The 25516-nt window shown below is 54.1% G+C and carries 26 protein-coding genes; 17 read left to right on the top strand and 9 right to left on the bottom strand.

The window, feature by feature from the left end; all coding sequences use genetic code 11:
- Window positions 1-2 precede the first annotated feature (2 nt).
- On the bottom strand, window positions 3-911 hold the full coding sequence (locus NI40_RS12230) for an ABC transporter six-transmembrane domain-containing protein (protein ID WP_039262920.1): 909 nt from the start codon (window positions 909-911) through the stop codon (window positions 3-5).
- A 123-nt stretch (window positions 912-1034) separates the two neighbouring features.
- Window positions 1035-1445, bottom strand: coding sequence for a colistin resistant protein CrrC (crrC, locus tag NI40_RS12225; RefSeq protein WP_127353313.1), 411 nt, complete (start codon window positions 1443-1445; stop codon window positions 1035-1037).
- A gap of 247 nt (window positions 1446-1692) precedes the next feature.
- Here crrC and NI40_RS12220 point away from each other — a divergent pair, with 247 nt between their 5' ends.
- Window positions 1693-2397: a response regulator gene (locus NI40_RS12220; RefSeq protein ID WP_039262917.1), complete on the top strand. Its 705-nt coding sequence runs from the start codon at window positions 1693-1695 to the stop codon at window positions 2395-2397.
- The gene (locus NI40_RS12215) at window positions 2394-3458 is read left to right on the top strand and encodes an ATP-binding protein (protein ID WP_039262915.1); all 1065 of its coding nucleotides are present in this window, start codon (window positions 2394-2396) and stop codon (window positions 3456-3458) included. Before NI40_RS12220 ends, NI40_RS12215 begins: the two co-directional genes overlap by 4 nt.
- Here the strand turns inward: NI40_RS12215 and NI40_RS12210 are convergent.
- From NI40_RS12210 to pspF, 7 genes are all read right to left on the bottom strand, one after another.
- On the bottom strand, window positions 3439-4380 hold the full coding sequence (locus NI40_RS12210) for an ATP-grasp fold amidoligase family protein (protein WP_039262914.1): 942 nt from the start codon (window positions 4378-4380) through the stop codon (window positions 3439-3441). The genes NI40_RS12215 and NI40_RS12210 overlap by 20 nt on opposite strands.
- Window positions 4381-4541: 161 nt before the next feature.
- Window positions 4542-5348, bottom strand: coding sequence for a putrescine export ABC transporter ATP-binding protein SapF (gene sapF / locus NI40_RS12205; RefSeq protein ID WP_023312051.1), 807 nt, complete (start codon window positions 5346-5348; stop codon window positions 4542-4544).
- Between the two features lies 1 nt (window position 5349).
- The gene (gene sapD, locus NI40_RS12200) at window positions 5350-6342 is read right to left on the bottom strand and encodes a putrescine export ABC transporter ATP-binding protein SapD (protein ID WP_033145732.1); all 993 of its coding nucleotides are present in this window, start codon (window positions 6340-6342) and stop codon (window positions 5350-5352) included.
- Entirely contained in the window at window positions 6342-7232 is an 891-nt protein-coding gene (gene sapC, locus NI40_RS12195; RefSeq protein ID WP_032656751.1) for a putrescine export ABC transporter permease SapC, read from the bottom strand. Before sapC ends, sapD begins: the two co-directional genes overlap by 1 nt.
- Complete coding sequence (sapB, locus tag NI40_RS12190) at window positions 7219-8184, bottom strand: putrescine export ABC transporter permease SapB (protein WP_023312049.1); 966 nt, start codon at window positions 8182-8184, stop codon at window positions 7219-7221. The genes sapC and sapB overlap by 14 nt, the downstream gene beginning before the upstream one ends.
- A complete protein-coding gene (sapA, locus tag NI40_RS12185) occupies window positions 8181-9821 on the bottom strand; it encodes an ABC transporter substrate-binding protein SapA (RefSeq protein WP_039262912.1) in 1641 nt (546 codons plus the stop codon). Before sapA ends, sapB begins: the two co-directional genes overlap by 4 nt.
- An 88-nt stretch (window positions 9822-9909) precedes the next feature.
- Window positions 9910-10887 carry a phage shock protein operon transcriptional activator gene (gene pspF, locus NI40_RS12180; RefSeq protein ID WP_039262911.1) on the bottom strand — a complete coding sequence of 326 codons (978 nt, stop codon included), beginning with the start codon at window positions 10885-10887 and terminating at the stop codon, window positions 9910-9912.
- Between the two features lie 166 nt (window positions 10888-11053).
- On the opposite strand from pspF, the gene pspA reads away from it, so the two are divergent.
- The 15 genes from pspA to NI40_RS12105 all read left to right on the top strand — a co-directional run bounded on the left by pspA (window position 11054) and on the right by NI40_RS12105 (window position 25489).
- Window positions 11054-11722 (top strand): phage shock protein PspA, encoded by a 669-nt coding sequence (gene pspA, locus NI40_RS12175; RefSeq protein WP_033145729.1) that lies wholly within the window; start codon window positions 11054-11056, stop codon window positions 11720-11722.
- A gap of 49 nt (window positions 11723-11771) precedes the next feature.
- Window positions 11772-11996, top strand: coding sequence for an envelope stress response membrane protein PspB (gene pspB, locus NI40_RS12170; protein ID WP_023312045.1), 225 nt, complete (start codon window positions 11772-11774; stop codon window positions 11994-11996).
- Window positions 11996-12355: an envelope stress response membrane protein PspC gene (gene pspC / locus NI40_RS12165; protein ID WP_023312044.1), complete on the top strand. Its 360-nt coding sequence runs from the start codon at window positions 11996-11998 to the stop codon at window positions 12353-12355. The genes pspB and pspC overlap by 1 nt, the downstream gene beginning before the upstream one ends.
- 12 nt (window positions 12356-12367) lie before the next feature.
- Window positions 12368-12592, top strand: coding sequence for a phage shock protein PspD (pspD, locus tag NI40_RS12160; protein ID WP_023312043.1), 225 nt, complete (start codon window positions 12368-12370; stop codon window positions 12590-12592).
- Between the two features lie 197 nt (window positions 12593-12789).
- Window positions 12790-14487: a sugar phosphorylase gene (locus NI40_RS12155; RefSeq protein WP_039262910.1), complete on the top strand. Its 1698-nt coding sequence runs from the start codon at window positions 12790-12792 to the stop codon at window positions 14485-14487.
- Between the two features lie 14 nt (window positions 14488-14501).
- On the top strand, window positions 14502-15794 hold the full coding sequence (locus NI40_RS12150; RefSeq protein WP_039262909.1) for an ABC transporter substrate-binding protein: 1293 nt from the start codon (window positions 14502-14504) through the stop codon (window positions 15792-15794).
- Window positions 15795-15816: 22 nt separating this feature from the next.
- Window positions 15817-16698, top strand: a complete 882-nt coding sequence (locus tag NI40_RS12145) for a carbohydrate ABC transporter permease (RefSeq protein WP_039262907.1) — start codon at window positions 15817-15819, stop codon at window positions 16696-16698.
- Window positions 16685-17527: a carbohydrate ABC transporter permease gene (locus tag NI40_RS12140; protein ID WP_033145725.1), complete on the top strand. Its 843-nt coding sequence runs from the start codon at window positions 16685-16687 to the stop codon at window positions 17525-17527. The genes NI40_RS12145 and NI40_RS12140 overlap by 14 nt, the downstream gene beginning before the upstream one ends.
- Before the next feature lie 28 nt (window positions 17528-17555).
- On the top strand, window positions 17556-18608 hold the full coding sequence (locus NI40_RS12135; protein WP_039262906.1) for a zinc-dependent alcohol dehydrogenase: 1053 nt from the start codon (window positions 17556-17558) through the stop codon (window positions 18606-18608).
- A 17-nt stretch (window positions 18609-18625) separates the two neighbouring features.
- On the top strand, window positions 18626-19414 hold the full coding sequence (locus NI40_RS12130; protein ID WP_039262905.1) for a sugar phosphate isomerase/epimerase family protein: 789 nt from the start codon (window positions 18626-18628) through the stop codon (window positions 19412-19414).
- An 11-nt stretch (window positions 19415-19425) separates the two neighbouring features.
- Window positions 19426-20484: a Gfo/Idh/MocA family protein gene (locus NI40_RS12125; RefSeq protein WP_127353314.1), complete on the top strand. Its 1059-nt coding sequence runs from the start codon at window positions 19426-19428 to the stop codon at window positions 20482-20484.
- Window positions 20478-22757 carry a glycoside hydrolase family 65 protein gene (locus NI40_RS12120; protein ID WP_039262904.1) on the top strand — a complete coding sequence of 760 codons (2280 nt, stop codon included), beginning with the start codon at window positions 20478-20480 and terminating at the stop codon, window positions 22755-22757. The genes NI40_RS12125 and NI40_RS12120 overlap by 7 nt, the downstream gene beginning before the upstream one ends.
- A complete protein-coding gene (gene pgmB, locus NI40_RS12115) occupies window positions 22747-23412 on the top strand; it encodes a beta-phosphoglucomutase (protein WP_039262902.1) in 666 nt (221 codons plus the stop codon). Before NI40_RS12120 ends, pgmB begins: the two co-directional genes overlap by 11 nt.
- Before the next feature lie 13 nt (window positions 23413-23425).
- Window positions 23426-24508: an ABC transporter ATP-binding protein gene (locus tag NI40_RS12110; RefSeq protein ID WP_039262901.1), complete on the top strand. Its 1083-nt coding sequence runs from the start codon at window positions 23426-23428 to the stop codon at window positions 24506-24508.
- 66 nt (window positions 24509-24574) lie between these two features.
- Window positions 24575-25489, top strand: a complete 915-nt coding sequence (locus tag NI40_RS12105; RefSeq protein ID WP_039262900.1) for an OmpG family monomeric porin — start codon at window positions 24575-24577, stop codon at window positions 25487-25489.
- The last annotated feature ends 27 nt before the right edge of the window (window positions 25490-25516 follow it).

Raw genomic sequence — 25516 nt, 5'->3', positions numbered from 1 at the left:
AATTAACGTCCGGTTACGTGAATTTCATCATCAGTGGATACGCGCTTGCCGATATCCCTGAGCTGCGAAAATTTCTCAAGAAGCTGCGGCGCGTCATCGAGGCTCGTCGCGAACATCCACATGTAGGTCATCACCGAGTAAATATGTCCGGCAGTGATGCCGGTTGAGCGCGTCATCCAGACGATGGTCAGCGTAAAAAGCGCGGCAACAAGCACGCCGACCCACAAATAGCCCCACGCCTCGCGGTCAGATAATGCGATACGCAAACGCGCCAGCGTGGAGTAATGGCGGTGAAGGGTAGCCGTGCCCGCCTTATGAACATAATCCACTTCTTTTTCCAGCCGATTATTCAGGCGCATGAACAGCCATTCATTTTTACGGGCATATCCTGAGACAAATCCGAGCAGGATAAATACAATCGCAAAGCACATGACGCCGGCCCAAAATTCAATAAACAGCAACATGATTGCGGCACCAAAAAGTGAGCTCAGCGAGGTAATAAGCAGGGGAAGGTGCATTTCAAAGAAATCCACATATTCGCGCGAGAGCGTTACCCTGGCGGCGATCGCCGAATGGTTAAGCTGATATTTGCGCTGTGCCAGGACGACGGAAACCGCGAGTCCGGCATAAATGCGTGCAAACGTGCGCGTGTCTACGCTTCGTCTGGCTGCTCCGATGAACCACATGCAAAGTACCATCAGGCCATACAGCGCGGCGTTAAGCGTTTCACCGGCGAGGATGGCATTTATCGCGATGCCAGCCAGAACGGGATAAAGTAAAAACGTCACGTTTTCGGCCACCACCAGGAAAAAAGTGACAACCAGTTTTTTCCGGTGCCGTATCGCGAGTTTTTTTAGCGAGTGCATCACTCCGACAGGTTCAGAAGAACGAAGATTATTACGGTTCATCATTATGGATAAGTTTTATCAGATTCTTAGGTGAGTTATTTTTGTACAAAATAGCGTGAGGGAGAGTCTACCGCGCGCCTGTTTAGCGGAAATGGGCGGTTTGTGGAGGCTATGTGGAGCAACGGCTCAAATCATTCTCATAATAAGGTACAGCGGGGCTCCACCAAAAAAAATGATCAAATAACACTCGTAGTAAAAGACCAGATCCTCGATATCGGGCATCGCGTTTAACAGCACGGTGAACGTAATAATGAGATAAACAAAAATCACCAACAGCCAGAAGGCGACGACGAGTAGCTCAGTCAACGCGCCGGCTTTATTCTGGATTATCAGAGAGACAACCGATAATGCGATGCAGCCATAGATAATGGGTGAAGAGAGCAGCGTAGAGGCGACTTTTTCATCCATTTTGTGTACCAGCATCAGCCAGGTATAAAGTAATCCCCAGGACAGCAGCAGGAACAGGGAATATATGCCCAGCTTTTTAGGGGAGAAATATTTAGAAAGTTCCATGTTCATTATTTCATCCAACTTCATAAAGTCTTTAAGTAACAGGGATAATGTGCAACGCTAAATGTAAAAAGAGTTTTGTCTCAATAACGATTTTGAACGGGCATTGTCGAGTCATTATTGACGGAATGTGTAGGCTGTATGGAGAAATAACCGGGCAGGTAAATCAGCCGGGAAATTTTCTTAGCTACGGCACTTTTTCCCGTAGGCTGTGTCTTATTGTGCTAAAGATATCTGATAGCGAGCTCAAAGGGATTTCACCCGCGGAGATAAAATGCACAAAAATACGCTGATCCTTGTTGTTGAAGATGAAGACGAAATTGCCGATATACTGATGAGCTACCTGGATCGTTCGGGAATGAAAACGCTCCGAGCCAGGCAGGGCGAACAGGCCATAGCGCTCAATCGCCTCCATAAACCGGATCTCATATTGCTGGACATTCACCTGCCCGTATGTGACGGCTGGAGCGTACTTACCACGCTTCGTCAGGAAAGCGCTGTCCCCGTCATTATGGTTTCCGCTCTCGATCAGGATGTCGATAAGCTCATGGGGCTGAGGCTGGGCGCGGATGATTACGTGATCAAACCCTTCAACCCTTCTGAAGTTGTCGCCCGGGTTGAGGCGGTGCTGCGCAGGACAAAACCCGCGCTTCAGCAGGCGGGTTCCCAGCCGCTCAGAACGCCATTTATTACGGTCTATCCGGATGACTTCTACGTGGAAGTCACCGTGGGCGCAGAGGTTGTCTCCCCGGTATTAACGACGACCGAATTTAAATTGCTCACATACCTGGTGAGATATCCGCGAAAGGTCTGCTCCCGCGAAGAGCTGCTCAACGCGTGTCTGCCGGAAGGGGATACGCTCGACAGAACGGTCGACAGCCACATGAGCAAGTTGCGTAAAAAACTGGAGCTTGCCGGCCTCTATGGTGTTCCCGAGAGCATCAGAGGCATGGGCTACCGGCTTGGGGAAAAGAAATGAACAAAGAGTCTGTCCTGAGCCGTCAGATCTTAACGTATATGCTGTTGCTGACGTTTACGATCATTGCCATCGCCATACTCGGCTCCTGGTTTTTTTACTCCTTTATTCTGGATCACCTCCCGGGCGGCCCTGCTGCGGGCGATGACGAGCAGATGACGATGTGGGACTGGGTATGGATTGGGACCGCGACAACGATCAGTATGATTATCGCGCTCTTTTTCACGGTCAAACTGTCATCGCGGATCCTCACCCCGCTAAACGCGGTAGCGTCCAGCCTGAAAAAGATTTCTCAGGGCGATCTGGACGCCCGGGCATTCTGCGCCAGTTCCCGGCTGGGTGAGATCAATCACCTGGTGACGGATTTCAATGAAATGGCGGAAAAATTACAGACGCTGGATATTCAGAGGAAATCCTGGAATGCCGTTATCGCGCATGAGCTGAGAACCCCGGTCACGATCTTACGCGGACGGCTTCAGGGGTTGGTTGACGGCGTTTTTACCCCGGATCCGGTGCTGTTTAATAACCTTCTCAAACAGACGGAAGGGTTAACCCGCCTGATTGAAGATCTCCGGGTTATCAGTTCGGATGGCGGGGCGGGATACACGTTATGCCAGTCAAGAACGGATCTAAAAGGGACAATACAGAACGCACTCGATACGTTCATGCCCGAGTTCAGCCGTAAGGCGTTTACCGTCAATACAGACCTGAGGGAGCAGCAGTGCATATTCGATCCATTACGCATCAATCAGTGTCTGACCGTTTTATTTGATAATGCCTTACACTATTCAACCTCGCGCACGCTCATCGTGAAAAATGGCGTTTCTGATAAAGGCAATTTTATCCTTATTCAGGACGGGGGACCGGGCATCCCCAGAGAGTTTCATGATTTCCTGTTTCAGCCCTTTCAGCGCGATAATGGCGCCAGACATGTGAACCCGGAAGGCTGTGGTTTGGGCTTGTCGGTGGTAAAAGCCATCATGCTGGCTCATGGTGGCGATGTTACCTATACCCTATCGACGCAAAACCACTCGATATTTAAACTCACCTGGCCCGACTCGTGAGCTTCAGCGGCAGGTCAAATGTGCCTGCCGGCGATAAATGCCATATTTTTCCTAACCTTGCATCCCACTCCTGGGGGGTAATCGTCAGCTTACCGCGTCTCGGGCTTAAGGTTATTTCGCTGAAATAGATTTCATCTTTTTTTAGCATAAGGTCAACGCGGCAGTAGTCAATTCCATCCGCCAGCTCCTGGGAGGCCAACAAAGCCTGGCGGAACAAGAGCGGTTCGCCTGGTTCTGCTGAAGTATTTGGATATTCCATCCGGAAGGGTTGTAAGTTCCAGTACCTGTCATAAACGTTGATAAACCCTTTGCCGTTATCATCCGTAAAATCCGCTTCAACATAGCGGGCAACGCCGTGAAAACAATGGATCCTCAGCATTTCGGGCGTTGTGTTCCTGTCAGCGTCGTCGAAGAGATCGACAAACGGCTCGCAAAGTATACTCGGCGTAATGTTTTTGTACTGCCATTCGCGCGTGGTGTAGTAAAGATTTTTCTTTAACGCGAGGCTCAGCTTTTTACACGCTTCTTTTTCATTAAATTGCGCTTTGTTTGTACATATTATTGTGCTGCCGCTGTCATGGTTGCACTTAAGGACGAATTTGTCAGGAAGAACTGAAAAATCAATCTGCGACGGCCGGGTATAAACGCCAATTAATGGCACCGTTTTCACGCGCGTTGTTCTGGAGGAAACGTATGCCCGAACGGCGAGTTTATCCGCAAGCATCGTGTAGAAGTTATTATGGTCATAGACCAGACGATGACATATTTTTTCACTCAACGTCGTGGGCGAGTTAATGTCAGGGGTTTTCCCGGTTGTTTTCTTAAGCCTCACGGTATGAAAATGCAGGTCCGTCATTAAAAATGAGCGGCATTTTCTGATGAGATACTCTGTGTATTTTAAAACGTAAGTGGCGGTGTTCATTTCTTCTCCTCCGTAATGTCCGGATATTCTGGAGAAGAACTGTTGATTGATATTGCTTAAAATATGGAGCAGGGATGGAGACGCAAAATTAAAGGATTAAATAGCGCACGCAGGCTATTTAATCCTTAATTTAATGGGGTAGTTTTTGTGAAGCGTCGCGCTTAGCGGTCTTTTCTCCACGCATCGGCGGTCAATGCTTCACCGAAATGCCCGGCAATCAGCCGTTTTGTCAGCTCATGAAGCGGAGAGGCCATCACATCCGCCGTGCTGCCGCGCTCGACCACTTCGCCCTGGTGCATGACCATCACCTGATCGCTGATGTGCTTCATCATTCCCAGATGCTGGGTGACGTAGATATACGAGATCCCCTGTTTTTCCTGCAATTCCAGCATCAGGTTAATCAGCTGCGAGCGCATCGACATATCCAGCGAGGCAAGCGCCTCATCAGCAATGATCACTTTTGGCCGCAAAATCAACGCACGCGCCAGGCCCAGGCGCTGTTTCTGGCCGGGGGCCAGCATATGCGGGTAGTAGCTTTCGTGATCCGGCAACAGCCCAACCATACGCAGGGTTTCAAATACGCGCTTACGGCGCGCCTCTGGCTCCAGGTCGGTGTTCAGGCGCAGCGGAAAATCGAGGATCTGAGAGATGCGCTGGCGCGGGTTAAGCGAGGTTGAGGGATCCTGGAAAATCATGCGGATGCGCTGGCTGCGAAAAGAGTAATCGCCGAACGTCAGAGGATGATCGTCAATCAATACTTCGCCTGCAGTGGGTTCAACCATGCCGGCGAGCATTTTCGCCAGGGTGGATTTCCCGGAACCGTTCTCGCCGATGATCGCCAGGGTCTGTTTTTCACGCAGCGTAAAGCTCAGCGGCTTCACCGCGTCGACAGTTTGACGATGAAACAGCCCTGTGCGGTAGCGAAAGGTCTTACTCAGGTTGCGAACTTCCAGTAAGGTTTCGACCATTTCACTCTCTCTCCATGTTCAGCGGGAAATGACAGGCGTACAGATGATTCTTGGCCCCGGTCAGGCGTGGCGTCTCGATACATTTACGCTGAGCATAGGGGCACCTTGGCCCCAGACGACAGCCTATCGGCAGGGATTCCAGCAGCGGAATCGCCCCCGGCAGGGTATTCAGGCGGCTCTTATGCGGCATCGCGCTGCCAAAATCCGGAATGGCGCGGATAAGCGCCTGCGTATACGGATGATGCGGCGCGCCGATCAGATCTTCACTCGGCGCGGTTTCGACCGTTTGCCCGCAGTACATGACGTCAATTTTATCCGCCCATTTGCTGAGCATTTGCAGGTCATGGCTGATCAGCAAAATGGTGGTGTTGTTATTCTGGTTGAGACGCGACAGCAGGCGGAAAATTTGCGCCTGCGTGGTGGGTTCCATCGCGTTGGTGGGCTCATCCGCAATCAGCAAACGCGGCTGATTTGCCAGCGCGATGGCAATCATCACTTTCTGACATTCGCCGTCGGTCAGCTCATAGGGGAAGCTGCGCATCGCATCTTTGTGATCTTTGATCCCGACGCGGTGTAAAAGCTCGATGGCGCGGCGCTTGCGCCAGCCAACGCGTTGCCACCAGCGGCCTTTATAGGTCCAGCCGGGAATGTTCTGCATGAGCTGTTTACCCACGCGTTCGGACGGGTCGAGACAGGACTGCGGCTCCTGGAAAATCATCGAGACGTTATGCCCGACCAGCTTTCTCCGCTCGCGGGGGGAGAGGCGCAGCAGATCGATATCATCAAAACGCATACGGTCTGCCGTCACGCGCCAGTTGTCTTTCGCCACGCCGCAGATAGCCTTGGCAATCAGGCTTTTTCCCGAGCCGGATTCCCCCACCAGCCCACGAATTTCACCCTCCGCGAGGGTGATGCTGATGCGATCGACGGCTTTAACCCAGCCTTCACCGGTTTTGAATTCGATGGTGAGATTGCGAATATCAAGAAGCGGCATTATTGCACCCCCGCGTTAATTGCACGGCGAATACCGTCGCCCAGCAGGTTGATAAGCAGCACGCTCACCATAATGGCCGCACCCGGCAGCATGACCGTCCAGGGTGCTACGTAGATCAACTCCAGCGCGTCGCCGAGCATTGCACCCCATTCGGGCGACGGCAGCTGTGCACCGAGGTCGAGAAAGCCGAGCGCCGCGATGTCCAGGATCGCCATCGACAGGGCGCGGGTGATCTCTGTGACCAGCCCGGCGGCGATGTTGGGCAGCACGGCAAACCACAGAATGTTGAAGGTCGTCGCGCCGTCCAGACGCGCGGCAACGACGTACTCTTTTTCCAGCTCATCATGCACCATGCTGTAAACCGAGCGCACGATGCGGGGCAGGATAGCCAGCCAGACGGCGAACATGGCATGCGACAGATGCGGACCGGCAAAGGCAACAACAATGATTGCCAGCAGCAGGGACGGAATCGACAGCAGCGTATCCAGAATGTGGTTAAGGACCGCCGAACGCAGGCCATGGGTGGATCCCGCAAAAATACCGAGCGCCAGCCCGCAGATCGTAGCCGCGAGCGTCACCACAAATGCGCCGCCGACCGTCGGGGCTGCACCGCTCAGCAGGCGGCTCAACACGTCACGTCCGAGGTCGTCCGTTCCCAGGAAGAAAGAGACTTCGCCGTAGCGTGACCAGGACGGCGGCAGAAGCTGATAGCCAAGGAACTGCTGGTCGATGCCGTACGGCGCAAACCACGAGCCAAAGACGCAAAGCAACACCAGGCCGGCGCAGCCGTAAAGGCCGATCATCGCCGTGGTGTCACCATAGAATTTACGCCACACGGTACGCAGCACGCCGGGCGTGCGCTTTTCACTGTATACGCTATCGTAAGGCATACCATTCCTTATGCTTCAATGGGTTAGCCATGGCACCCAGAATATCGGACAACACGTTAACAATAATCACCAGCGAACCAATCACCATCACGCCCGCAGAAATAGCGGCGTAGTCCTGCTGGCGGATGGCGTTAATCAGCCATCGCCCCAGGCCTGGCCAGCTAAAGACCATCTCGGTAATCATCGCCAGCGTCAGCATGGTGGAAAACTGTAATCCCAGACGCGGAATAACCGGCGGCAGCGCGTTGTGCAGGACGTTGCGGCGCAGTATGGTCAGGCGGGACAACCCGCGCGTGGCGGCGGCTTTGACGTAGTTCTGGTCAAACACCTCGATAGTGCTCAGGCGCATCAGGCGGATCACTTCGGTTGTTGGCGCAACCGCCAGCGTCAGTACCGGCAATACCATATGGCGCACGGCGCTGACGATCATCTCATGGCGCCACACCGAATCGGACAGCCACGCGTCAATGATGGCAAAACCCGTCACCGTTTTAACCGTATAGAGCAGGTCAAAGCGACCCGAAACCGGCAGCCAGCCCATCGTCAGCGAGAAGAACAGCGTCAGCAGCAGCGCCAGCCAGAATACCGGGATGGAAAAGCCGAACAGGGCGAGGGCGCTGATAAACTTATCCTGCCATTTGTTGCGATAGATCCCGGCCAGCATGCCCACAGGGATGCCGACCATCAGGGCAAAGCCGAAGGCCAGAATGCACAGCTCCATCGTGGCCGGGAAAACCTCTTTCAGCTGCTGGGAAATCAGCTGCCCGTTAATGCTGGACACGCCGAAATCCCAGTGCAGCAGCCCGTTAAACCAGAACAGCCAGGCATCCCACAGCGACGACCCCTGGAGCGGGGCGTGGGGCGTGAAATAGCTCAGGCTGAAGCCGACAAAGTTCAGGAAAAAGAGCGTCACCAGCAGCAAAAGGAGCCGACGTAAGGTAAAAATAATCATGGTTTTTTCACCTCTTGTTCTTTTTCACGCGACACGCCGGCAAACGAGGCGTTGCCGAACGGACTCAGCACCAGGCCTTTAATATCATAACGATAGGCCTGAAGACGCAGGGAAGAGGCCAGCGGCAGCACCGGCAGTTCCTGGGCAAGGATCTTCTGCGCTTCATCATAGGCGTCGATGCGTGAGGCCAGCTGCTGGGAAGCCAGCGCTTTTTGCAGCACTGCGTCAAACTCCCGGTTACACCAGTGGGCGTAGTTGGTCTGCGAATTTATCGCCGCACAGCTCAGCAGCGGCCGGAAGAAACTGTCCGGATCGTTACTGTCGGTCGCCCAGCCGGTCAGGGTTAAATCATGATTCATGTCCATCAGGCGCGCCTCCTGGAAACGGCCCTCAACCGGTACGATGATCACTTTGACGCCCACCTGCGCCATATCTGCCTGCAGCAGTTCGGCGGTCTTGAGCGGGCTCGGGTTCCACGCCTGGGAGCTGGTTGGCACCCAAAGCTGCAAAGTGAGGTTTTCCGCCCCCAGCGCCTTCAGCTGTTCACGCGCTTTTGCCGGATTGTATTCCGTAATTTTAGCTTCACCGTCATAGGCCCACGAGGCGCGCGGTAAAATTGAGGCGGCGGTTTCCGCCGTGCCGTAGTAGATCGACTGCATCAAACGCTGGTTGTTAATCGCCAGCGCCAGAGCGTGGCGTACGGCAGGGTTATTCAACGGCGGCTTATCCGTGTTAAAGGCCAGATAAGCGATATTCATGCCGGGGCGTAACGTCAGGCGCAGGCGCGGATCGTCACGCAAAATGGTGAGCTGGCTGGCCGCGGGCCAGGCGAGCACGTCGCACTCCCCGGTGAGCAGTTTCGACAGACGTCCTGTTCCACCTGAACCGAGATCGACCACCACCTGCGGCATCAGCGGGGTGCCGCGCCAGAAATGCTCATGACGCTGCAGACGAATATACTGCCCGGCGCGGTATTCAGCGAGCTGGAACGGACCGGTGCCGACCGGCTGACGATCGAGTAACTCCTGACGATCTTTTTTCGTCAGGTTCGCCGCGTATTCAGCGGACATGACTGACGCATAGTGGGTCGCCAGGTGCCAGAGGAAGGAGGCATCCGGGCGCGTCAGCGTAAATTCAACCGTCCGGTTGTCCAGCTTGCGCACGCTTTTGACGGTGTCAGCAAACTGCAGGCTGTCGAAATAGGGGAAATTATCCCCGTTAACGTTATGCCACGGGTGGTTGCGGTTAAAGATGCGCTGGAAGGTAAAGACCACGTCATCTGCGTTCAGCTTGCGCGTGGGGGTAAACCAAGGCGTGCGCTGAAACGCGACGTCATCGCGCAGGTGAAAACGGTACTTTGCGCCGTTATCCAGCACTTCCCAGCTTTCCGCCAGCTCAGGCACCAGACGGTAGGTGTATGGGTCAACATCAAGCAGACGGTCGTAAAGCTGCGCGGCCAGGGTATCCACGATCAGGCCGCTGCCCGCTTTTTGCGGGTTGAAGGTATCCACCTGGCCGCTTACGCAATAGACAAAGCCGCTGTCACGAATGTCAGGCTGGGGAGTTTGCCCGGGCGCGGCAAAGGCCAGGCTGCTAAACAGACCGAGTGCTAAAAAGGACGATAAAACCAGACGCATAATTTTTAAGGTTTTTAGGTTCGATCTGCAAAGTGTATCGCACTTACGCCTGCTTCGTAAAAATGTCTGCAGGTAAGTGCTGATATTGTCAGCGCATTTGATGCTTTTTGAGCAATGCCCTCAATTGATGGTAGGTCAGACCCAGCAGTTCAGCCGCCCGTTTCTGGTTATATTTCGCCGTCTTCAGGCTTTGCTCCAGCAGCTGTTTCTCCTGATCGTTCTGGAACTGGCGTAAATCAAGGGGGAGAGTAGGGAGATCGCCTGAAGACGCTGGTGCGGACAGTGGCGCTACGCTGCGCTGAAAAGGATCGATAATGATATTGTCCAGCTCCGTCTCGCTGCTGCCGTGGCGATAGACGGAGCGCTCCACGACGTTTTTCAGTTCACGGATATTTCCCGGCCAGTGGTAAGCCAGCAGCGTCTCCTGCGCATAATCGCTGAAGCCGGGGAACAGCGGCAGTCCGAGCTCGCGGCACATCTGAATCGCAAACTGGTCTGCCAGCAGCATGATGTCGCTTCTGCGCTCGCGCAGGGGAGGAAGCTGAACGACGTCAAAGGCCAGGCGGTCAAGCAGGTCGGCACGGAATTTCTCCTCCGCCACCATCTCCGGCAGGTTGGCGTTCGTGGCGCACACCAGGCGTACGTTAACCTGCAGCGGCTGGCTGCCGCCGACGCGCTCCAGCTCGCCGTACTCAATCACGCGCAGCAGTTTTTCCTGCACCAGCATGGGCGCGGTGGCCAGCTCATCCAGAAACAGCGTACCGCCGTCGGCGCGCTCAAAGCGTCCGGGATGGCGTTTCTGGGCACCGGTAAACGCCCCCGCTTCATGGCCGAAGAGCTCGGTGTCGAGCAGGTTTTCATTCAGCGCCGCGCAGTTAAGGGAAATGAAGGGGCCATCCCAGCGCCCGGAGAGGTAATGCAGACGGTTGGCTATCAGCTCTTTCCCCGTTCCGCGTTCACCGACGATCAGCACCGGTTTATTGAGCGGCGCCAGGCGAGAGACCTGTTCCAGCACTTCGAGAAAGCTGTTTGCTTCGCCGAGTAAATTGTCTTTGTATCCGGGCATGATGAAATTAACCACTCCTTAGCGATATTCACCAGGGAAGAATAGTTCTTCACTGCGTAAAAATCAATCAGACTCAGTGAAATCAATAAGATAAAAACCTGGCATGATGTTTGTATTATCAGTACAGCAGGGCATAGCCCGATAACAGAACTATGAGGATTTGATTATGGGTATTTTTTCTCGTTTTGCCGACATCGTGAACGCCAACATCAACTCGCTGCTTGAGAAAGCAGAAGATCCGCAGAAGCTGGTCCGCCTGATGATTCAGGAGATGGAAGACACGCTGGTTGAAGTGCGTTCTACCTCCGCCCGCGCGCTGGCGGAGAAAAAACAGCTTACGCGTCGCATTGAACAAGCTACCGCTCAGCTGAACGAATGGCAGGAAAAAGCGGAACTTGCGCTGCGTAAAGACAAAGAGGATCTGGCCCGTGCGGCGCTGATCGAAAAACAGAAGCTGGCTGATATGGTCGCGACGCTCGAGCATGAAGTCACGCTGGTGGACGACACGCTCACCCGTATGAAGAAAGAGATTGGTGAGCTTGAAAATAAACTTAACGAAACCCGCGCGCGTCAGCAGGCGCTTACCCTGCGTCACCAGGCGGCAAGCTCTTCCCGCGACGTGCGTCGTCAGCTGGACAGCGGTAAGCTTGATGAAGCGATGGCGCGTTTTGAATCGTTTGAACGTCGTATCGACCACATGGAAGCGGAAGCTGAAAGCCACGGCATCGGCAAGCAGAAGTCGCTGGATCAACAGTTCGCCGATCTGAAGGCTGATGATGAAATCAGCGAGCAGCTGGCGGCACTGAAAGCCAAAATGAAGCAAGACAACCAATAATAATTCCTGCGGCACCTGAGCGTGCCGCATCATAAGACAAGGAGTACACATGAGCGCGCTTTTTCTGGCTATTCCCCTGACAATTTTCGTGCTGTTCGTTTTGCCGATTTGGCTATGGCTGCACTACAGCAACCGTTCTTCTCGGGGCGAACTCTCCCAGAGTGAACAACAGCGTCTGGTGCAGCTCTCCGACGAGGCGAACAAAATGCGCGAACGCATTCAGGCGCTGGAAGCCATCCTGGATGCTGAGCATCCAAACTGGAGGGACCGTTAATGTCTGGACTGAATCTGAACAAAAAGCTGTGGCGTATTCCACAGCAGGGCATGGTGCGCGGCGTTTGTGCCGGGCTGGCTCACTATCTTGATGTCCCGGTCAAACTTGTCCGCGTGGTCGCGGTGCTATCGATATTCTTCGGCCTGGCGTTTATTACCCTGGTGGCATACATCGTCCTGTCGTTTGTTCTTGACCCGATGCCAGAAGGAGAATTGGCTGCGGAGGGAGCTCCGACCAGCAGCGATCTTCTCAATGCCGTTGATGAGCAACTCGCCGCCGGTGAGAAGCGGCTACGGGAAATGGAACGCTATGTCACGTCGGATACCTTTACGCTGAGAAGTCGCTTTCGTCAGCTTTAAGAGAGAGATGAGATGAAACAACACTGGCAACAGGCCGGTCAGAAGGTAAAACCCGGCCTGAAAATCGCAGGTAAACTGGTCCTGCTGACCGCGTTACGGTTCGGCCCGGCAGGCGTGGCGGGTTGGGCGATCAAATCCGTTGCCCGCAAACCGGTCAGAATGGTGCTGGCCGTGGCGCTCGAACCGCTGCTGCAAAAGGTGGCAAAACGGCTTTCTCGCCGTTACTTATCCCAATAATTCCTGCTGGCGTTAGCCCTATCCCTTACGGGGGAGGGACTGGCGACGGTTAACCGCATTTCCTCTTTTCCCGGTTCTTTCTTTGCGGCAGCTCACAATATTGCGCTGAGCTGCTTTGCAATCACCTTTTTCTCCTTTCTGGTCCGTTGACAGATATTTTTCATGGGAGTAGATTGCCACTCCGTGGGACCGCTACCATGGAAAATGAAATGAATACAAAAATTAAAGAACTCATTAATATTGTTTACGGGGAAACGTTTTCTTACGCCCATCTTAATGTGCTGCTGGAAAATATTGGAAATGCCGCTTCTGTTATTACGGAAAAACGTAAAACGGGTTGGGATGAAAAAGACGTTGTCCTGATTACCTATGCCGATCAGTTTTCAGCGAAAGGGGAGAAGGCGCTACCGGTGTTTACACGTTTTTATAACAGGTGGCTTTCTCGTTCTTTTTCTCATGTTCATCTCTTGCCTTTTTATCCATGGTCTTCGGACGACGGTTTTTCTGTTATCGATTATCACGAGGTTGCACCGGAAACCGGAACGTGGCGAGACGTTGCTGAATTAAAACAGTCAGCCAGTTTAATGTTCGATTTCGTATGCAACCATATGTCAGCCAAAAGCAAATGGTTCGCTAATTATCTGAAGCAAATGCCAGGATATGAAGATTTCTTTATTTCTGTCGATCCTGAAACAGACTTATCCGCGGTGACGCGTCCGCGTGCCTTACCGCTTCTTACACCTTTCACGCTGCATGACGGCAGCGTGCGACACCTGTGGACCACCTTCAGCGAGGACCAGGTCGATCTCAATTTCGCCTCTCCGCAGGTGCTGATCGCGATGGTCGACGTGCTGCTGCATTACCTGATTGAAGGGGCGCGATACATTCGTCTGGATGCGGTGGGATTCATGTGGAAAATACCCGGAACAAACTGCATCCACCTTGAGCAAACCCACCAGCTCATCCAGCTTTTCCGCGCGATTACCGAGGCTGTCGCCCCTGGAACGGTGATTATTACCGAGACGAACGTTCCGCATAAAGATAACGTTGCTTACTTCGGTGACGGCGAAAATGAAGCGCAGATGGTTTATCAGTTCTCTTTGCCCCCGCTGGTGCTGCATGCGGTGCATTCTCAGGACGTCGGGACGCTGAGCCAGTGGGCAGCGTCGCTGACGTTGCCTTCCACGAAAACCACCTGGTTTAACTTCCTGGCCTCGCATGACGGGATTGGTCTGAATCCGTTACGCGGAATTTTACCCGAGTCGGAAATCCTCTCGCTTGTGGAAAAACTTCAGGCTGAAGGGGCGTTGGTTAACTGGAAAAATAACCCGGATGGTACACGCAGTCCTTATGAAATTAATGTGACCTATCTGGATGCTTTAAGTACGCGTGACAGTCTTGATAGCCAACGGATTGCCCGGTTTATTCTGGCGCATGCCGTCCTTTTAAGCTTCCCAGGCGTGCCTGCGGTTTATATCCAGAGCATTCTCGGTTCCCGTAATGATTATGCAGGTGTTGAACGCCTGGGATATAACCGTGCGATTAATCGTGAGAAATACACGGCAGGGCAAATTGATAGCCTGCTTGAAGATAAAAATAGCCTGCGTTCTCAGATCTATTGCTCGTTAAGCCAGTTAATCGCGCTGCGTCGGGCGGAGAAAGCATTCCAACCTGACAGTGAAGCTTATTTCAGTGCGTCAGGTAAACATGTTTTAAAAATCGTTCGCGTGGCGGATTGTGGTGAGAAAGTAACGGCGCTGTTTAATTTCAGTGATGGCATTCAAACGGTGGAATCCGATATTCATTCCGGAACGGAGTTGATTTCCGGGAAAGATATTACAGATAAAACGCTGACCCTATATCCATGGCAGGTGTTGTGGATTAAAGAAAACTAAAAAGGACCTTAAAAATGAAAATGCCCAGAATTGTGCTGATTTCAGCACTGGTTTCGTGCGCCTTGTTATCAGGATGCAAGGACGACAAAAAGTCTGCTGTCACCATTGAGTTTATGCACTCGTCAGTCGAGCAGGAGCGCCAGGCGGTTATCACGAAGCTTATCGAAAAGTTCGAGAAAGAGAACCCCGGCATCACGGTGAAACAGGTGCCGGTCGAAGAGGATGCCTACAACACCAAGGTTATTACGCTCGCCAGAACGGGCGCGCTGCCAGAGGTGATTGAAGTCAGCCATGACTACGCGAAAGTCATGGACAAGGAACAGCTGCTGGATCGCAAAGCTATCGGCGAAGCCATTAAAGCGGTAGGCGAGGACACCTTCTATGACGGCATCTTGCGTGTTGTTCGTACGGAAGACGGTTCTGCCTGGACGGGTGTGCCTGTCAGCGCCTGGCTATCCGGCGTCTGGTATCACAAAGATGCGCTGGCTGCGGCGGGTATCCAGGAGCCGCATAACTGGGCGCAGCTGCTGAAAGCCAGCCAGAGCCTTAACGACCCGGCCAAAAAACATTACGGCATTGCACTGCCCACCGCGGAAAGCGTGATGACGGAGCAGGCATTCTCCCAGTTTGCGCTTTCTGGCGGCGCGAACGTTTTTGATGCCAAAGGGAACGTTAACATCGATACCCCTGAAATGGCAAAAGCCCTGGCGTTTTATAAAGATCTGGCCGCGACCACCATGCCGGGTTCAAACGACGTCATGGAGATCAAAGATGCCTTCATGAACGGTTCTGCGCCGATGGCGGTTTACTCCACCTACATCCTTCCGGCGGTATTCCAGGACGGAAACCCTGCCAACCTGGGCTTCGTCGTCCCAACAGAAACCTCTTCTGCCGTTTACGGCATGGTCACGTCGCTGACGATTACCACCGGTCAAACCGAAGATGAGACCCAGGCGGCTGAAAAGTTTGTGACCTGGATGGAGCAGGCTCAAAACGCAACCGACTGGGTCATGATGTCGCCCGGCGCGGCACTGCCGGTGAACAAGCTGGTGGTGGGCACCGATACATGGAAAAACAACGATGTGATTAAAGCGTTTGGGCAACTGCCTTACGAACTGATTGCGCAGTTCCCGAATGTGCAGGTGTTTGGCGCCGTGGGCGACAAAAACTTCACTCGCATGGGCGACGTTACCGGGTCCGGCATCATCAGTTCCATGGTGCATAACGTCACGGTGGGGAAAAAAGATCTCAGCAACACGCTTAGTGACAGCCAGAAGCGTTTGACCGATCTGATTTCACAACGATAGGAGCGCTCTGCGGAAGGAAATTATGAAGACGTTGTTTTCTGGTCGTTCAGATATGCCTTTCGCCATGCTGCTGTTGGCCCCCAGCCTGATTTTGCTGGGGGGCCTGGTGGCCTGGTCAATGATTTCCAATATTGAAATCAGTTTCTTACGTCTGCCGCTTAACCCGCGCATTAGCGCTGTGTTTGTCGGGCTGGATAATTACATTCGCATTCTCAGTGATGCAGCATTCTGGCACTCGCTGTGGATGACGTTCTGGTACACCGCGCTGGTGGTGATCGGCAGCACGGGGTTGGGGCTGGCGGTGGCGATCTTCTTTAACCGTGAATTCCGTCTGCGGAAAACGGCACGTTCACTGGTGATTTTATCTTACGTCACCCCGTCCATTTCGCTGGTGTTTGCATGGAAATACATGTTCAACAACGGCTACGGCATTGTGAACTATCTGGGCGTTGACCTGCTGCATCTGTATGACCAGGCGCCGCTGTGGTTCGACAATCCTGGCAGCAGCTTTGTACTGGTGGTGCTGTTCGCCATCTGGCGCTACTTCCCGTACGCGTTCATTTCGTTCCTCGCGATTTTGCAGACCATTGATAAGTCGCTGTATGAAGCGGCGGAAATGGACGGCGCGAATGCCTGGCAGCGTTTCCGAATCGTTACGCTGCCCGCGATTATGCCGGTGCTGGCAACGGTGGTGACGCTCCGCACTATCTGGATGTTCTACATGTTTGCGGATGTCTACCTGTTGACGACCAAGGTCGATATTTTGGGCGTCTACCTCTACAAAACCGCATTCGCTTTCAATGATTTGGGTAAGGCTGCGGCGATCTCCGTCGTGCTGTTCGTGATCATCTTCGCGGTGATTCTGCTGACCAGAAAAAGGGTAAACCTCAATGGCAACAAATAAACGCGTACTGAGCCGTATTGGTTTTTATCTCGGGCTGGCGGTGTTTCTGGTCATCACGCTGTTCCCGTTCTTCGTGATGCTGATGACGTCGTTTAAGAGTGCGAAAGAGGCGATATCGCTTAACCCGACCATTTTGCCGCAGGCGTGGACGCTACAGCATTACGTCGACATCTTTAACCCTCTGATTTTCCCGTTCGTGGACTATTTCAAAAACAGCATGGTGGTGTCGCTGACCTCCTCGGTGATTGCCGTATTTCTCGGCACGCTGGGGGCTTACGCCTTGTCCAAACTGCGTTTTAAGGGCCGCACGACGATCAATGCGAGTTTCTACACCGTCTACATGTTCTCCGGGATATTGCTGGTGGTGCCGCTGTTCAAAATCATCACTGCCCTTGGGATCTACGACACCGAGCTGGCGCTGATTATCACCATGGTGACCCAAACGTTACCGACAGCGGTGTTCATGCTGCGCAGCTATTTCGACACCATCCCGGACGAAATCGAAGAAGCCGCGATGATGGACGGCCTTAACCGCCTGCAAATCATCTTTCGCATCACCGTGCCGCTGGCGATTTCCGGGCTCGTGTCGGTGTTTGTCTACTGCTTCATGGTGGCGTGGAACGACTATCTGTTTGCGTCCATTTTCCTGTCCAGCGCCAGCCATTTCACCTTGCCGGTTGGGCTGAACACGCTCTTTAGCACGCCAGATTATATCTGGGGTCGCATGATGGCGGCATCGCTGGTGACGGCGCTTCCGGTGGTCATCATGTACGCCCTGTCTGAACGTTTTATTAAAAGTGGTTTGACCGCCGGTGGCGTGAAGGGCTGAGGCGGCCAATTTTAACAAGGAGTCAGTCATGAAAAAATTAGTTGCGACAGCGCCACGCGTGGCGGCGCTGGTGGAATATGAAGATCGTCCGGTTGCCGTCCATGAAGTGAAAATTCGCGCCCGCTTTGGCGCGCCTAAACACGGTACCGAAGTGGTGGATTTCCGCGCCGCCAGTCCGTTTATTGACGAAGAGTTCAACGCGGAGTGGCAGATGTTCACGCCGCGTGAAGAGGGGGCGGCCCGCGGGATCGAATTCGGTAAGTTCCAGCTGGGCAATATGATTGTTGGCGAGATTATCGAATGCGGTGCTGATGTCACGGAATACCAGATCGGCGACAGCGTCTGCTGCTACGCACCGCTGCAGGAAACGGTGATCGTTAACGCGGTGAATAACTATAAGCTGCGCAAAATGCCGCAGGGCGCCTCCTGGAAAAACGCCGTTTGCTACGATCCGGCGCAGTTCGCCATGAGCGGCGTGCGTGATGCCAACGTCCGTGTGGGCGACTTTGTGGTCGTGGTCGGTCTGGGAGCCATTGGGCAAATTGCGATCCAGCTGGCGAAAAAAGCCGGTGCGTCAATCGTCATCGGCGTCGACCCTATCGAACATCGCTGTGAGATTGCCCGCCGTCATGGGGCTGACCACTGTCTGAACCCAATCGGCACCGATGTCGGTCTGGAAATCAAAAAGCTGACCGGGAAGCAGGGCGCGGACGTGATCATCGAAACCAGCGGCTTTGCAGATGCGCTGCAGTCCGCGCTGCGCGGGCTCGCCTATGGCGGCACTATCTCCTACGTAGCCTTCGCGAAACCGTTCGCGGAAGGCTTTAACCTCGGCCGCGAAGCGCATTTCAATAACGCGAAGATTGTCTTCTCCCGCGCCTGCAGCGAACCCAACCCGGATTACCCGCGCTGGAACCGTAAACGTATTGAAGAGACCTGCTGGGAACTGCTGATGAACGGCTATCTAAATTGTGAAGATCTGATCGACCCGGTCGTCACCTTCACCACCACCCCGGAAAGCTATATGAAGTATGTCGATCAGCACCCGGAACTGAGCATCAAAATGGGCGTCACTTTTTAAGCTAAGGAAAGCAAAAAATGAAAATCGCAACACAAAATCAGGCCTTTTTCCCGTTCAATATCATGGAGAAATTCCAGTACATCAAAGCGATGGGTTTTGATGGCTACGAAATTGACGGCAAGCTGCTGGTGGAAAACCTCGCCGAGGTAAAAGCGGCGATTAAGGCCACCGGTCTGCCGGTGACGACGGCCTGTGGCGGATACGATGGCTGGATTGGCGACTTCATCGAAGAACGTCGTCTGAACGGGTTAAAGCAGATTGAACGTATCCTGGAAGCGCTGGCTGAAGTGGGCGGCAAGGGCATTATCGTGCCTGCTGCCTGGGGAATGTTTACCTTCCGTCTGCCGCCAATGACCTCCCCACGCAGCCTGGACGGTGACCGCAAAGCCGTAAGCGCCTCCCTGCGCTGGCTGGATGAGGTGGCGGCGCGCACCGGAACGACCGTCTATCTGGAGCCGCTGAACCGCTATCAGGATCATATGATCAACACCCTGGCTGACGCGCGTCGCTATATCGAAGAGAACGGCCTGAAGCACGTGCAGATCATCGGCGATTTCTATCATATGAACATCGAAGAAGACTCGCTGACGGATGCGCTGCATCAGCACCACGATCTGCTGGGCCATGTGCACATCGCAGATAACCACCGCTACCAGCCGGGCAGCGGCAGCCTCGATTTTGCCAGCCTGTTCGATCGGCTGCGTGCGGATAACTACCGGGGTTACGTGGTGTATGAGTGCCGTGTTCGCGCCGAGGATCCGGCTCAGGCATACCGGGACTCGCTCACTTATCTGCGTAAATGCTGAGGATGACGAGCGTGATGAGTGCTTCTACACCTTCGCCTCTGCGCGTCGCCATCATTGGCGCCGGACAGGTCGCGGATAAAGTGCATGCCTCGTATTACGCCACGCGCGGTGATGTTCAGATGGTGGCTGTCATGGACAGCCACCCTGAACAGGCTCGGGCGTTTGCGGAACGTCATGGTATTCACTCGATATGGCAGGATGCGCGAGAGATGCTCGAGGCGGTTAAGCCGGATGTGGTGAGCGTCTGTTCGCCTAACCGGTTCCATTTCGGGCACGTCATGGCCGCGCTGGAAGCAGGCTGCCACGTGATGTGTGAAAAACCGCCGGCCATGACGCCGCAGGAGGCAGATCGGATGCGCATGGCCGCGCGCAAGGCAGGAAAAGTGCTGGCGTATGATTTTCACCATCGTTTTGCTCTTGATACGCAACTGCTGCGTGAAGCTGTGATAAAGGGGGAACTGGGCGAAATTTATTACACCACGGCGCAGGCGCTACGCCGCTGCGGGGTTCCCGGCTGGGGCGTCTTTACCAACAAAACGCTTCAGGGCGGTGGGCCGCTGATTGATATCGGCATCCATATGCTCGATGCCGCGATGTACGTGCTGGGGTTCCCGGCGGTAAAAAAGGTGACGGCACACAGCTTCCAGAGGCTGGGAAACCGTAAAAGCAGCGGCCAATTTGGCGAGTGGGATCCCACGCAGTTTACCGTTGAAGATGCCCTGTTTGGCACCATTGAATTTTGCAACGGCGGCATTCTACGTCTGGACACGTCGTTTGCGCTCAATATCCGTGAACAATCCATCATGAACGTCGCATTCTGCGGCGAAAAGGCTGGCGCCATGCTGTTCCCGGCGCACATCTACAACGACGAAGCCGGTACTTTAGTCACCCTCACGCAGCGTGAAGAGGCTGACGATCGGCGTCATATGCGCAGTATGGATGCCTTCGTACGGCATGTGCAGGGAGAGCCCGTCATGATCGCTGATGCGGAGCAGGGGCTGGTTATCCAGCAGCTCGTCGCCGCGCTGTATGAATCAGCAGAAACAGGGGAAAGCGTGACGTTATGCTAAACGTGTCTGTATTAACCGACCCGGGCTTTTGTCCACACAGCCTGAATAAATACGCCTCCATCATGGCCTGCGGTAATGGCTACATGGGGATCCGCGCTGCGCACGAAGAAGATTACACCCAGCAAACCAGAGGCATGTATCTTGCGGGCCTCTATCATCGTGCTGGTCGCAACGAGACCACTGAGCTGATCAATCTGCCGGATATCATCGGTATCGATGTTGAGCTGGATGGCGTCAATTTCACGCTCCTGTCAGGCGAAATCCTCGAATGGCAGCGCGAGCTGGCGTTTGCTAATGGCGAGCTTCGTCGCAGCGTCGTCTGGCGCTCGCCTGACGGGAAACGCTATCGTCTGGAGAGCCGTCGTTTTGTGTCGCTAGACCAGTTGCCCTTAGTGGCCATGCAGCTTTCGATTACACCGCTCGATGCCGCCACGCAGGCCGTGCTGCAAACCGGCATTGACGCAACGCAAACGAACAGCGGCAGACAGCATCTGGATGAAATGTCGGTCAGAGTGTTCGACCAGCAATATATGCAGGGCGTGTATGAAACGCAGGACCGCGCGTCTGAGATTGTTGTTTCAGCGTATTGTCAGCTCTCAGCGAAGAGCGACAGCTGTTTCACCGCCAAAAATCGTCGTCTCAGCGTTCATCATTCGCTGACGATTGCTAAGGGTGACACTGTCACGCTTGAAAAAATCGTCTGGGTGGCACATCGCAGCGATAAAGCACTGTCGCAGGCGTCTTTCGCCCGAAACGCGCTGGCCGATCTTAAGGTCTGTGCGGCAAGAGGCTACGACGCGTTGCTTGAGAGTTCGGCGTGTGCCTGGCAAGAGGTCTGGCGTAACGCTCGGGTGGAGGTGGAATCTACGGAACATCAGGATCAGATGGCGCTGGATTACGCCGTCTGGCATTTGACGACCATGACGCCAGCCCATGATGAGCGAAGCAGTATCGCCGCCAAAGGGCTGACGGGCGAGGGGTATAAAGGCCACGTCTTCTGGGATACCGAAATTTTCCTGCTGCCTTTCCATCTCTTCACCCGGCCCCAAATCGCCCGTAGCCTGCTGCGCTATCGTTGGCTCAACCTGGCCGGGGCGCGGGAAAAAGCCCGTCGCAACGGCTGGCCCGGCGCGTTGTTCCCATGGGAAAGCGCCGCCAGCGGGCTGGAAGAGACGCCGGAGTTCGCGGCTATCAACATCCGAACCGGTACGCGCCAGAAGGTGGCCTCCGCGCTGGCGGAACACCACATCGTGGCGGACATTGCCTGGGCCGTCGTCGCTTACTGGCAGGCGACGCACGATGATGCCTTTATGCGAAACGAAGGTCTGACGCTGCTGATGGAAACCGCCGCGTTCTGGATGGGCCGCGCGACGGAAATTAATGGTCGTCTCGAAATCCATGACGTTATCGGACCGGACGAATACACCGAGCATGTGAACAACAACGCGTATACCAACTATCTGGCCTGGCACAACGTCGCCTGCGCTCGCCAGTTTATGGCGATGTTTGGGCGCGAGGATGAAGGTTTTACGCAGAAAGCGACGCGGTTCCTGACGTGCTTATGGCTGCCGGAGGCCAATCCAGACGGTGTGATCCCGCAGGATGATACCTTCATGGCCAAACCGGCCATCGATCTCAGCCGTTACAAAGCCAAAGCGGGTAAGCAGACCATTCTGCTCGATTATTCCCGCGCGGAAGTCAACGACATGCAGATCCTTAAGCAGGCTGATGTGGTGATGCTTACCTACCTGTTGCCGGAGCGGTTTACCCCGCAGCAGTGTGCCGCCAATCTGGCGTTCTACGAGCCCCGCACGATCCATGACTCTTCGCTGAGCAAGGCCATTCACGGCATTGTGACTGCCCGCTGTGGTGACGTCGAAGGTGCCTACGCCTTCTGGCGCGATGGCGTCGCCATTGATCTTGGGGACGACCCGCACAGCTGCGATGACGGAATTCACGCCGCTGCGACCGGCGCTATCTGGTCCGGCGTCATTCAGGGCTTTGCCGGTGTGCAGATTGTAGAAGGGGAGCTGCATCTTGCGCCTAAACTGCCAGCTCACTGGCAAAAACTCACATTCCCGCTGCGCTGGCGGAACGCAACGCTGCACTTCACCTGTGAAAACGAGGTGTTAACCATTGAAGCTTCGGCACCTTCCATGTTGTCGCTGTGGGGCAAGACGCTACACGTATCGGGGAGGACAGTTTGCGCTTATAAGGATTTTCTTGCACCTGTTAATGGGACCGCTACCACGGAGGGGCACCATGACGCTTAAGGCGGTTGTATTCGATCTGGACGGTGTGATCACCGATACCGCACACCTCCATTTTCTGGCCTGGCGTGCAGTGGCGGATGAAATCGGCATCACCTTCGACGAAGTATTTAACGAACAGCTGAAGGGCATTAGCCGCATGGATTCCCTGCAGCGCATCCTGAAGCATGGCGGGAAAGAGGGAATGTTCAGCCATGAGCAGGGCCTCGCGCTGGCGACGAAAAAGAACGCGCTCTATGTCCAGTCTCTGGCGTCGCTGACGGAGGATTCACTGCTTCCGGGTATTCGCGACGTGCTGGCGGATATCCGTGCGGCGAAGGTCAAAATTGGGCTCGCCTCCGTATCCCTGAATGCCCCGGGGATCCTGCACGCGCTGGGCATTCATCAGGCCTTCGATTTTTGCGCCGATGCTTCCCGTATTCGCCGCTCAAAGCCAGACCCGGAGATCTTCCTTGCTGCCTGTGCAGGCCTGAATGTGCGTCCTGACGCGGCTATAGGTATCGAAGATGCACCTGCAGGCGTTGAGGCGATCAACGCGGCGGGAATGCTATCGGTTGGGATTGGAGCTGGCCTGAACCATGCGGGATTACAACTTCATTCAACGCGGGAACTGACCTGGAAATGCCTGACCGAGTTTTGGGCATCCCGGACGTATTGATAAGGAATTAACAATGGCTCAACTGTCCCTGAAACACATTCAGAAAATCTATGATAACCAGGTCCACGTGGTTAAGGATTTCAGTCTCGAAATCGAAGACAAGGAGTTCATCGTCTTCGTCGGGCCTTCGGGCTGCGGGAAATCCACGACGCTGCGCATGATTGCCGGTCTGGAGGAGATCAGCGCGGGTGAACTGATTATTGACGGGGTGTGCATGAATGACGTGCCCGCCAAGTCACGCGATATCGCGATGGTGTTCCAGAACTATGCGCTTTATCCGCATATGACGGTCTACGACAACATGGCGTTCGGCCTGAAGATGCAAAAAATTGCGCCTGTGGTTATCGACGAGCGCGTTAACTGGGCGGCACAGATCCTCGGATTACGCGAGTACCTCAAGCGTAAACCGGGCGCGCTGTCCGGCGGCCAGCGACAGCGCGTGGCGTTGGGCAGGGCGATCGTGCGCGAAGCGGGTGTGTTCCTGATGGATGAACCGCTCTCCAACCTTGATGCCAAGCTTCGCGTGCAGATGCGGGCTGAAATCAGCAAGCTGCACCAGAAGCTCAACACCACGATGATTTACGTGACCCACGACCAGACGGAAGCCATGACGATGGCGACCCGCATCGTGATCTTAAAAGACGGCATTATTCAGCAGGTCGGCGCTCCGAAGCAGGTGTACAACGAACCGGCAAATATGTTTGTTGCAGGGTTTATTGGATCGCCAGCCATGAATTTCATTCGCGGCGCTATCGACGATCGCTATTTCGTCACGGAAACGCTGCGTCTGGCGATCCCGGAAGACAAGCTCGCTTCACTGAATGCCGCAGGGTATCAGCGCAAAGCGGTGGTATTTGGGATCCGCCCGGAAGATATTCTCACTCTGCAGAGCAGTGGTAAAAATATCGCGGCGAAAGTCAGCGTAGCCGAACTGACCGGCGCAGAATTTATGCTTTACGCCACCGTTGGCGGTCATGAGCTGGTGGTTCGCGCTGGCGCGGCGAATGATTATGCCGCAGGGGATAATATCAATATCCAGTTCGATATGAATAAGTGCCATTTCTTCGACGCTGAAACCGAAGCGGCTATTAGATAAGAAAGGTGTTCGCCGGAAATGAAAATTTCCGGTTTTTTTGTTTGTTACTTATAAAGGGAAAATTAAATGAGTACTCTACTAAGAAGTGCTGCGCTCGTTCTGTGCGCAGGAGTTAGCTGTGCACAAGCATCAGAAGCAGCTAAACAGTGGGAATTTAATATTGGGGCGATGTATGAAATCGAAAACGTTGAGGGGCAGGGCGACGATAAAGATGGATTATATGAACCTTCCGTGTGGTTTAATGCAACCTGGGATGCGTGGACTATTTCGCTGGCGATGTATCAGGAGGGGCCGGTTGATTACAGCAGTATGACCCGTGGAACCTATTTCGATCGTCCTGAATTTCAATTACGCTATCGCTTTATCGGAACCGATAATTTCACCTTCGGTCTGACCGGCGGTTTCCGTAATTATGGTTATCACTTTAAAGATGAGCACGGTGCCAAAGACGGCAGCGCTAATATGCAGCGCTACAAAGTTCAGCCTGACTGGGATATTAAATTAACCGACGACTGGCGTTTTGGCGGCTGGTTTGCCATGTATCAGTTTGCTAACGATCTGCAAAAAACCAGCTATGCCGACAGCCGCGTTGAAACCGAAACGGGCTTTACCTGGACCATTAACGAAACCTTTGCGGCTAAAGTGAATTATTATTTAGAGCGCGGCTTCAATATGGACAGTTCCCGTAATAACGGCGAGTTTTCTACTCAGGAAATTCGTGCCTATCTGCCCATTTCGTTAGGCCAGACCACCTTAACGCCTTATACCCGCCTGGGGCTCGATCGCTGGTCGAACTGGGACTGGCAGGACGATCCTGAGCGTGAAGGACACGATTTCAACCGACTCGGTCTCCTCTACGCTTACGATTTCAACAATGGTTTATCCATGACGCTGGAATACGCCTATGAGTGGGAAAACCACGATGAAGGCGAAAGCGACCGCTTCCACTATGCGGGGGTTGGCGTAAACTACGCGTTCTGACCGACTGCACGCCAGGGGCACTTCGCC

This window comes from Enterobacter sp. E20 (assembly GCF_000801755.2).
GTDB classification, from domain to species: domain Bacteria; phylum Pseudomonadota; class Gammaproteobacteria; order Enterobacterales; family Enterobacteriaceae; genus Enterobacter; species Enterobacter asburiae_B.
Note: the sequence above shows the minus strand (reverse complement) of the source record. Positions and strands in the feature narration are given on the sequence as shown.

Bases quoted from the DNA above. Each gene is read 5' to 3' on its own strand.
- NI40_RS12230 (WP_039262920.1), bottom strand. From the start codon at position 911: ATGATGAACCGTAATAATCTTCGTTCTTCTGAACCTGTCGGAGTGATG.
- crrC (WP_127353313.1), bottom strand. From the start codon at position 1,445: ATGAAGTTGGATGAAATAATGAACATGGAACTTTCTAAATATTTCTCC.
- NI40_RS12220 (WP_039262917.1), top strand. From the start codon at position 1,693: ATGCACAAAAATACGCTGATCCTTGTTGTTGAAGATGAAGACGAAATT.
- NI40_RS12215 (WP_039262915.1), top strand. From the start codon at position 2,394: ATGAACAAAGAGTCTGTCCTGAGCCGTCAGATCTTAACGTATATGCTG.
- NI40_RS12210 (WP_039262914.1), bottom strand. From the start codon at position 4,380: ATGAACACCGCCACTTACGTTTTAAAATACACAGAGTATCTCATCAGA.
- sapF (WP_023312051.1), bottom strand. From the start codon at position 5,348: ATGGTCGAAACCTTACTGGAAGTTCGCAACCTGAGTAAGACCTTTCGC.
- sapD (WP_033145732.1), bottom strand. From the start codon at position 6,342: ATGCCGCTTCTTGATATTCGCAATCTCACCATCGAATTCAAAACCGGT.
- sapC (WP_032656751.1), bottom strand. From the start codon at position 7,232: ATGCCTTACGATAGCGTATACAGTGAAAAGCGCACGCCCGGCGTGCTG.
- sapB (WP_023312049.1), bottom strand. From the start codon at position 8,184: ATGATTATTTTTACCTTACGTCGGCTCCTTTTGCTGCTGGTGACGCTC.
- sapA (WP_039262912.1), bottom strand. From the start codon at position 9,821: ATGCGTCTGGTTTTATCGTCCTTTTTAGCACTCGGTCTGTTTAGCAGC.
- pspF (WP_039262911.1), bottom strand. From the start codon at position 10,887: ATGCCCGGATACAAAGACAATTTACTCGGCGAAGCAAACAGCTTTCTC.
- pspA (WP_033145729.1), top strand. From the start codon at position 11,054: ATGGGTATTTTTTCTCGTTTTGCCGACATCGTGAACGCCAACATCAAC.
- pspB (WP_023312045.1), top strand. From the start codon at position 11,772: ATGAGCGCGCTTTTTCTGGCTATTCCCCTGACAATTTTCGTGCTGTTC.
- pspC (WP_023312044.1), top strand. From the start codon at position 11,996: ATGTCTGGACTGAATCTGAACAAAAAGCTGTGGCGTATTCCACAGCAG.
- pspD (WP_023312043.1), top strand. From the start codon at position 12,368: ATGAAACAACACTGGCAACAGGCCGGTCAGAAGGTAAAACCCGGCCTG.
- NI40_RS12155 (WP_039262910.1), top strand. From the start codon at position 12,790: ATGGAAAATGAAATGAATACAAAAATTAAAGAACTCATTAATATTGTT.
- NI40_RS12150 (WP_039262909.1), top strand. From the start codon at position 14,502: ATGAAAATGCCCAGAATTGTGCTGATTTCAGCACTGGTTTCGTGCGCC.
- NI40_RS12145 (WP_039262907.1), top strand. From the start codon at position 15,817: ATGAAGACGTTGTTTTCTGGTCGTTCAGATATGCCTTTCGCCATGCTG.
- NI40_RS12140 (WP_033145725.1), top strand. From the start codon at position 16,685: ATGGCAACAAATAAACGCGTACTGAGCCGTATTGGTTTTTATCTCGGG.
- NI40_RS12135 (WP_039262906.1), top strand. From the start codon at position 17,556: ATGAAAAAATTAGTTGCGACAGCGCCACGCGTGGCGGCGCTGGTGGAA.
- NI40_RS12130 (WP_039262905.1), top strand. From the start codon at position 18,626: ATGAAAATCGCAACACAAAATCAGGCCTTTTTCCCGTTCAATATCATG.
- NI40_RS12120 (WP_039262904.1), top strand. From the start codon at position 20,478: ATGCTAAACGTGTCTGTATTAACCGACCCGGGCTTTTGTCCACACAGC.
- pgmB (WP_039262902.1), top strand. From the start codon at position 22,747: ATGACGCTTAAGGCGGTTGTATTCGATCTGGACGGTGTGATCACCGAT.
- NI40_RS12110 (WP_039262901.1), top strand. From the start codon at position 23,426: ATGGCTCAACTGTCCCTGAAACACATTCAGAAAATCTATGATAACCAG.
- NI40_RS12105 (WP_039262900.1), top strand. From the start codon at position 24,575: ATGAGTACTCTACTAAGAAGTGCTGCGCTCGTTCTGTGCGCAGGAGTT.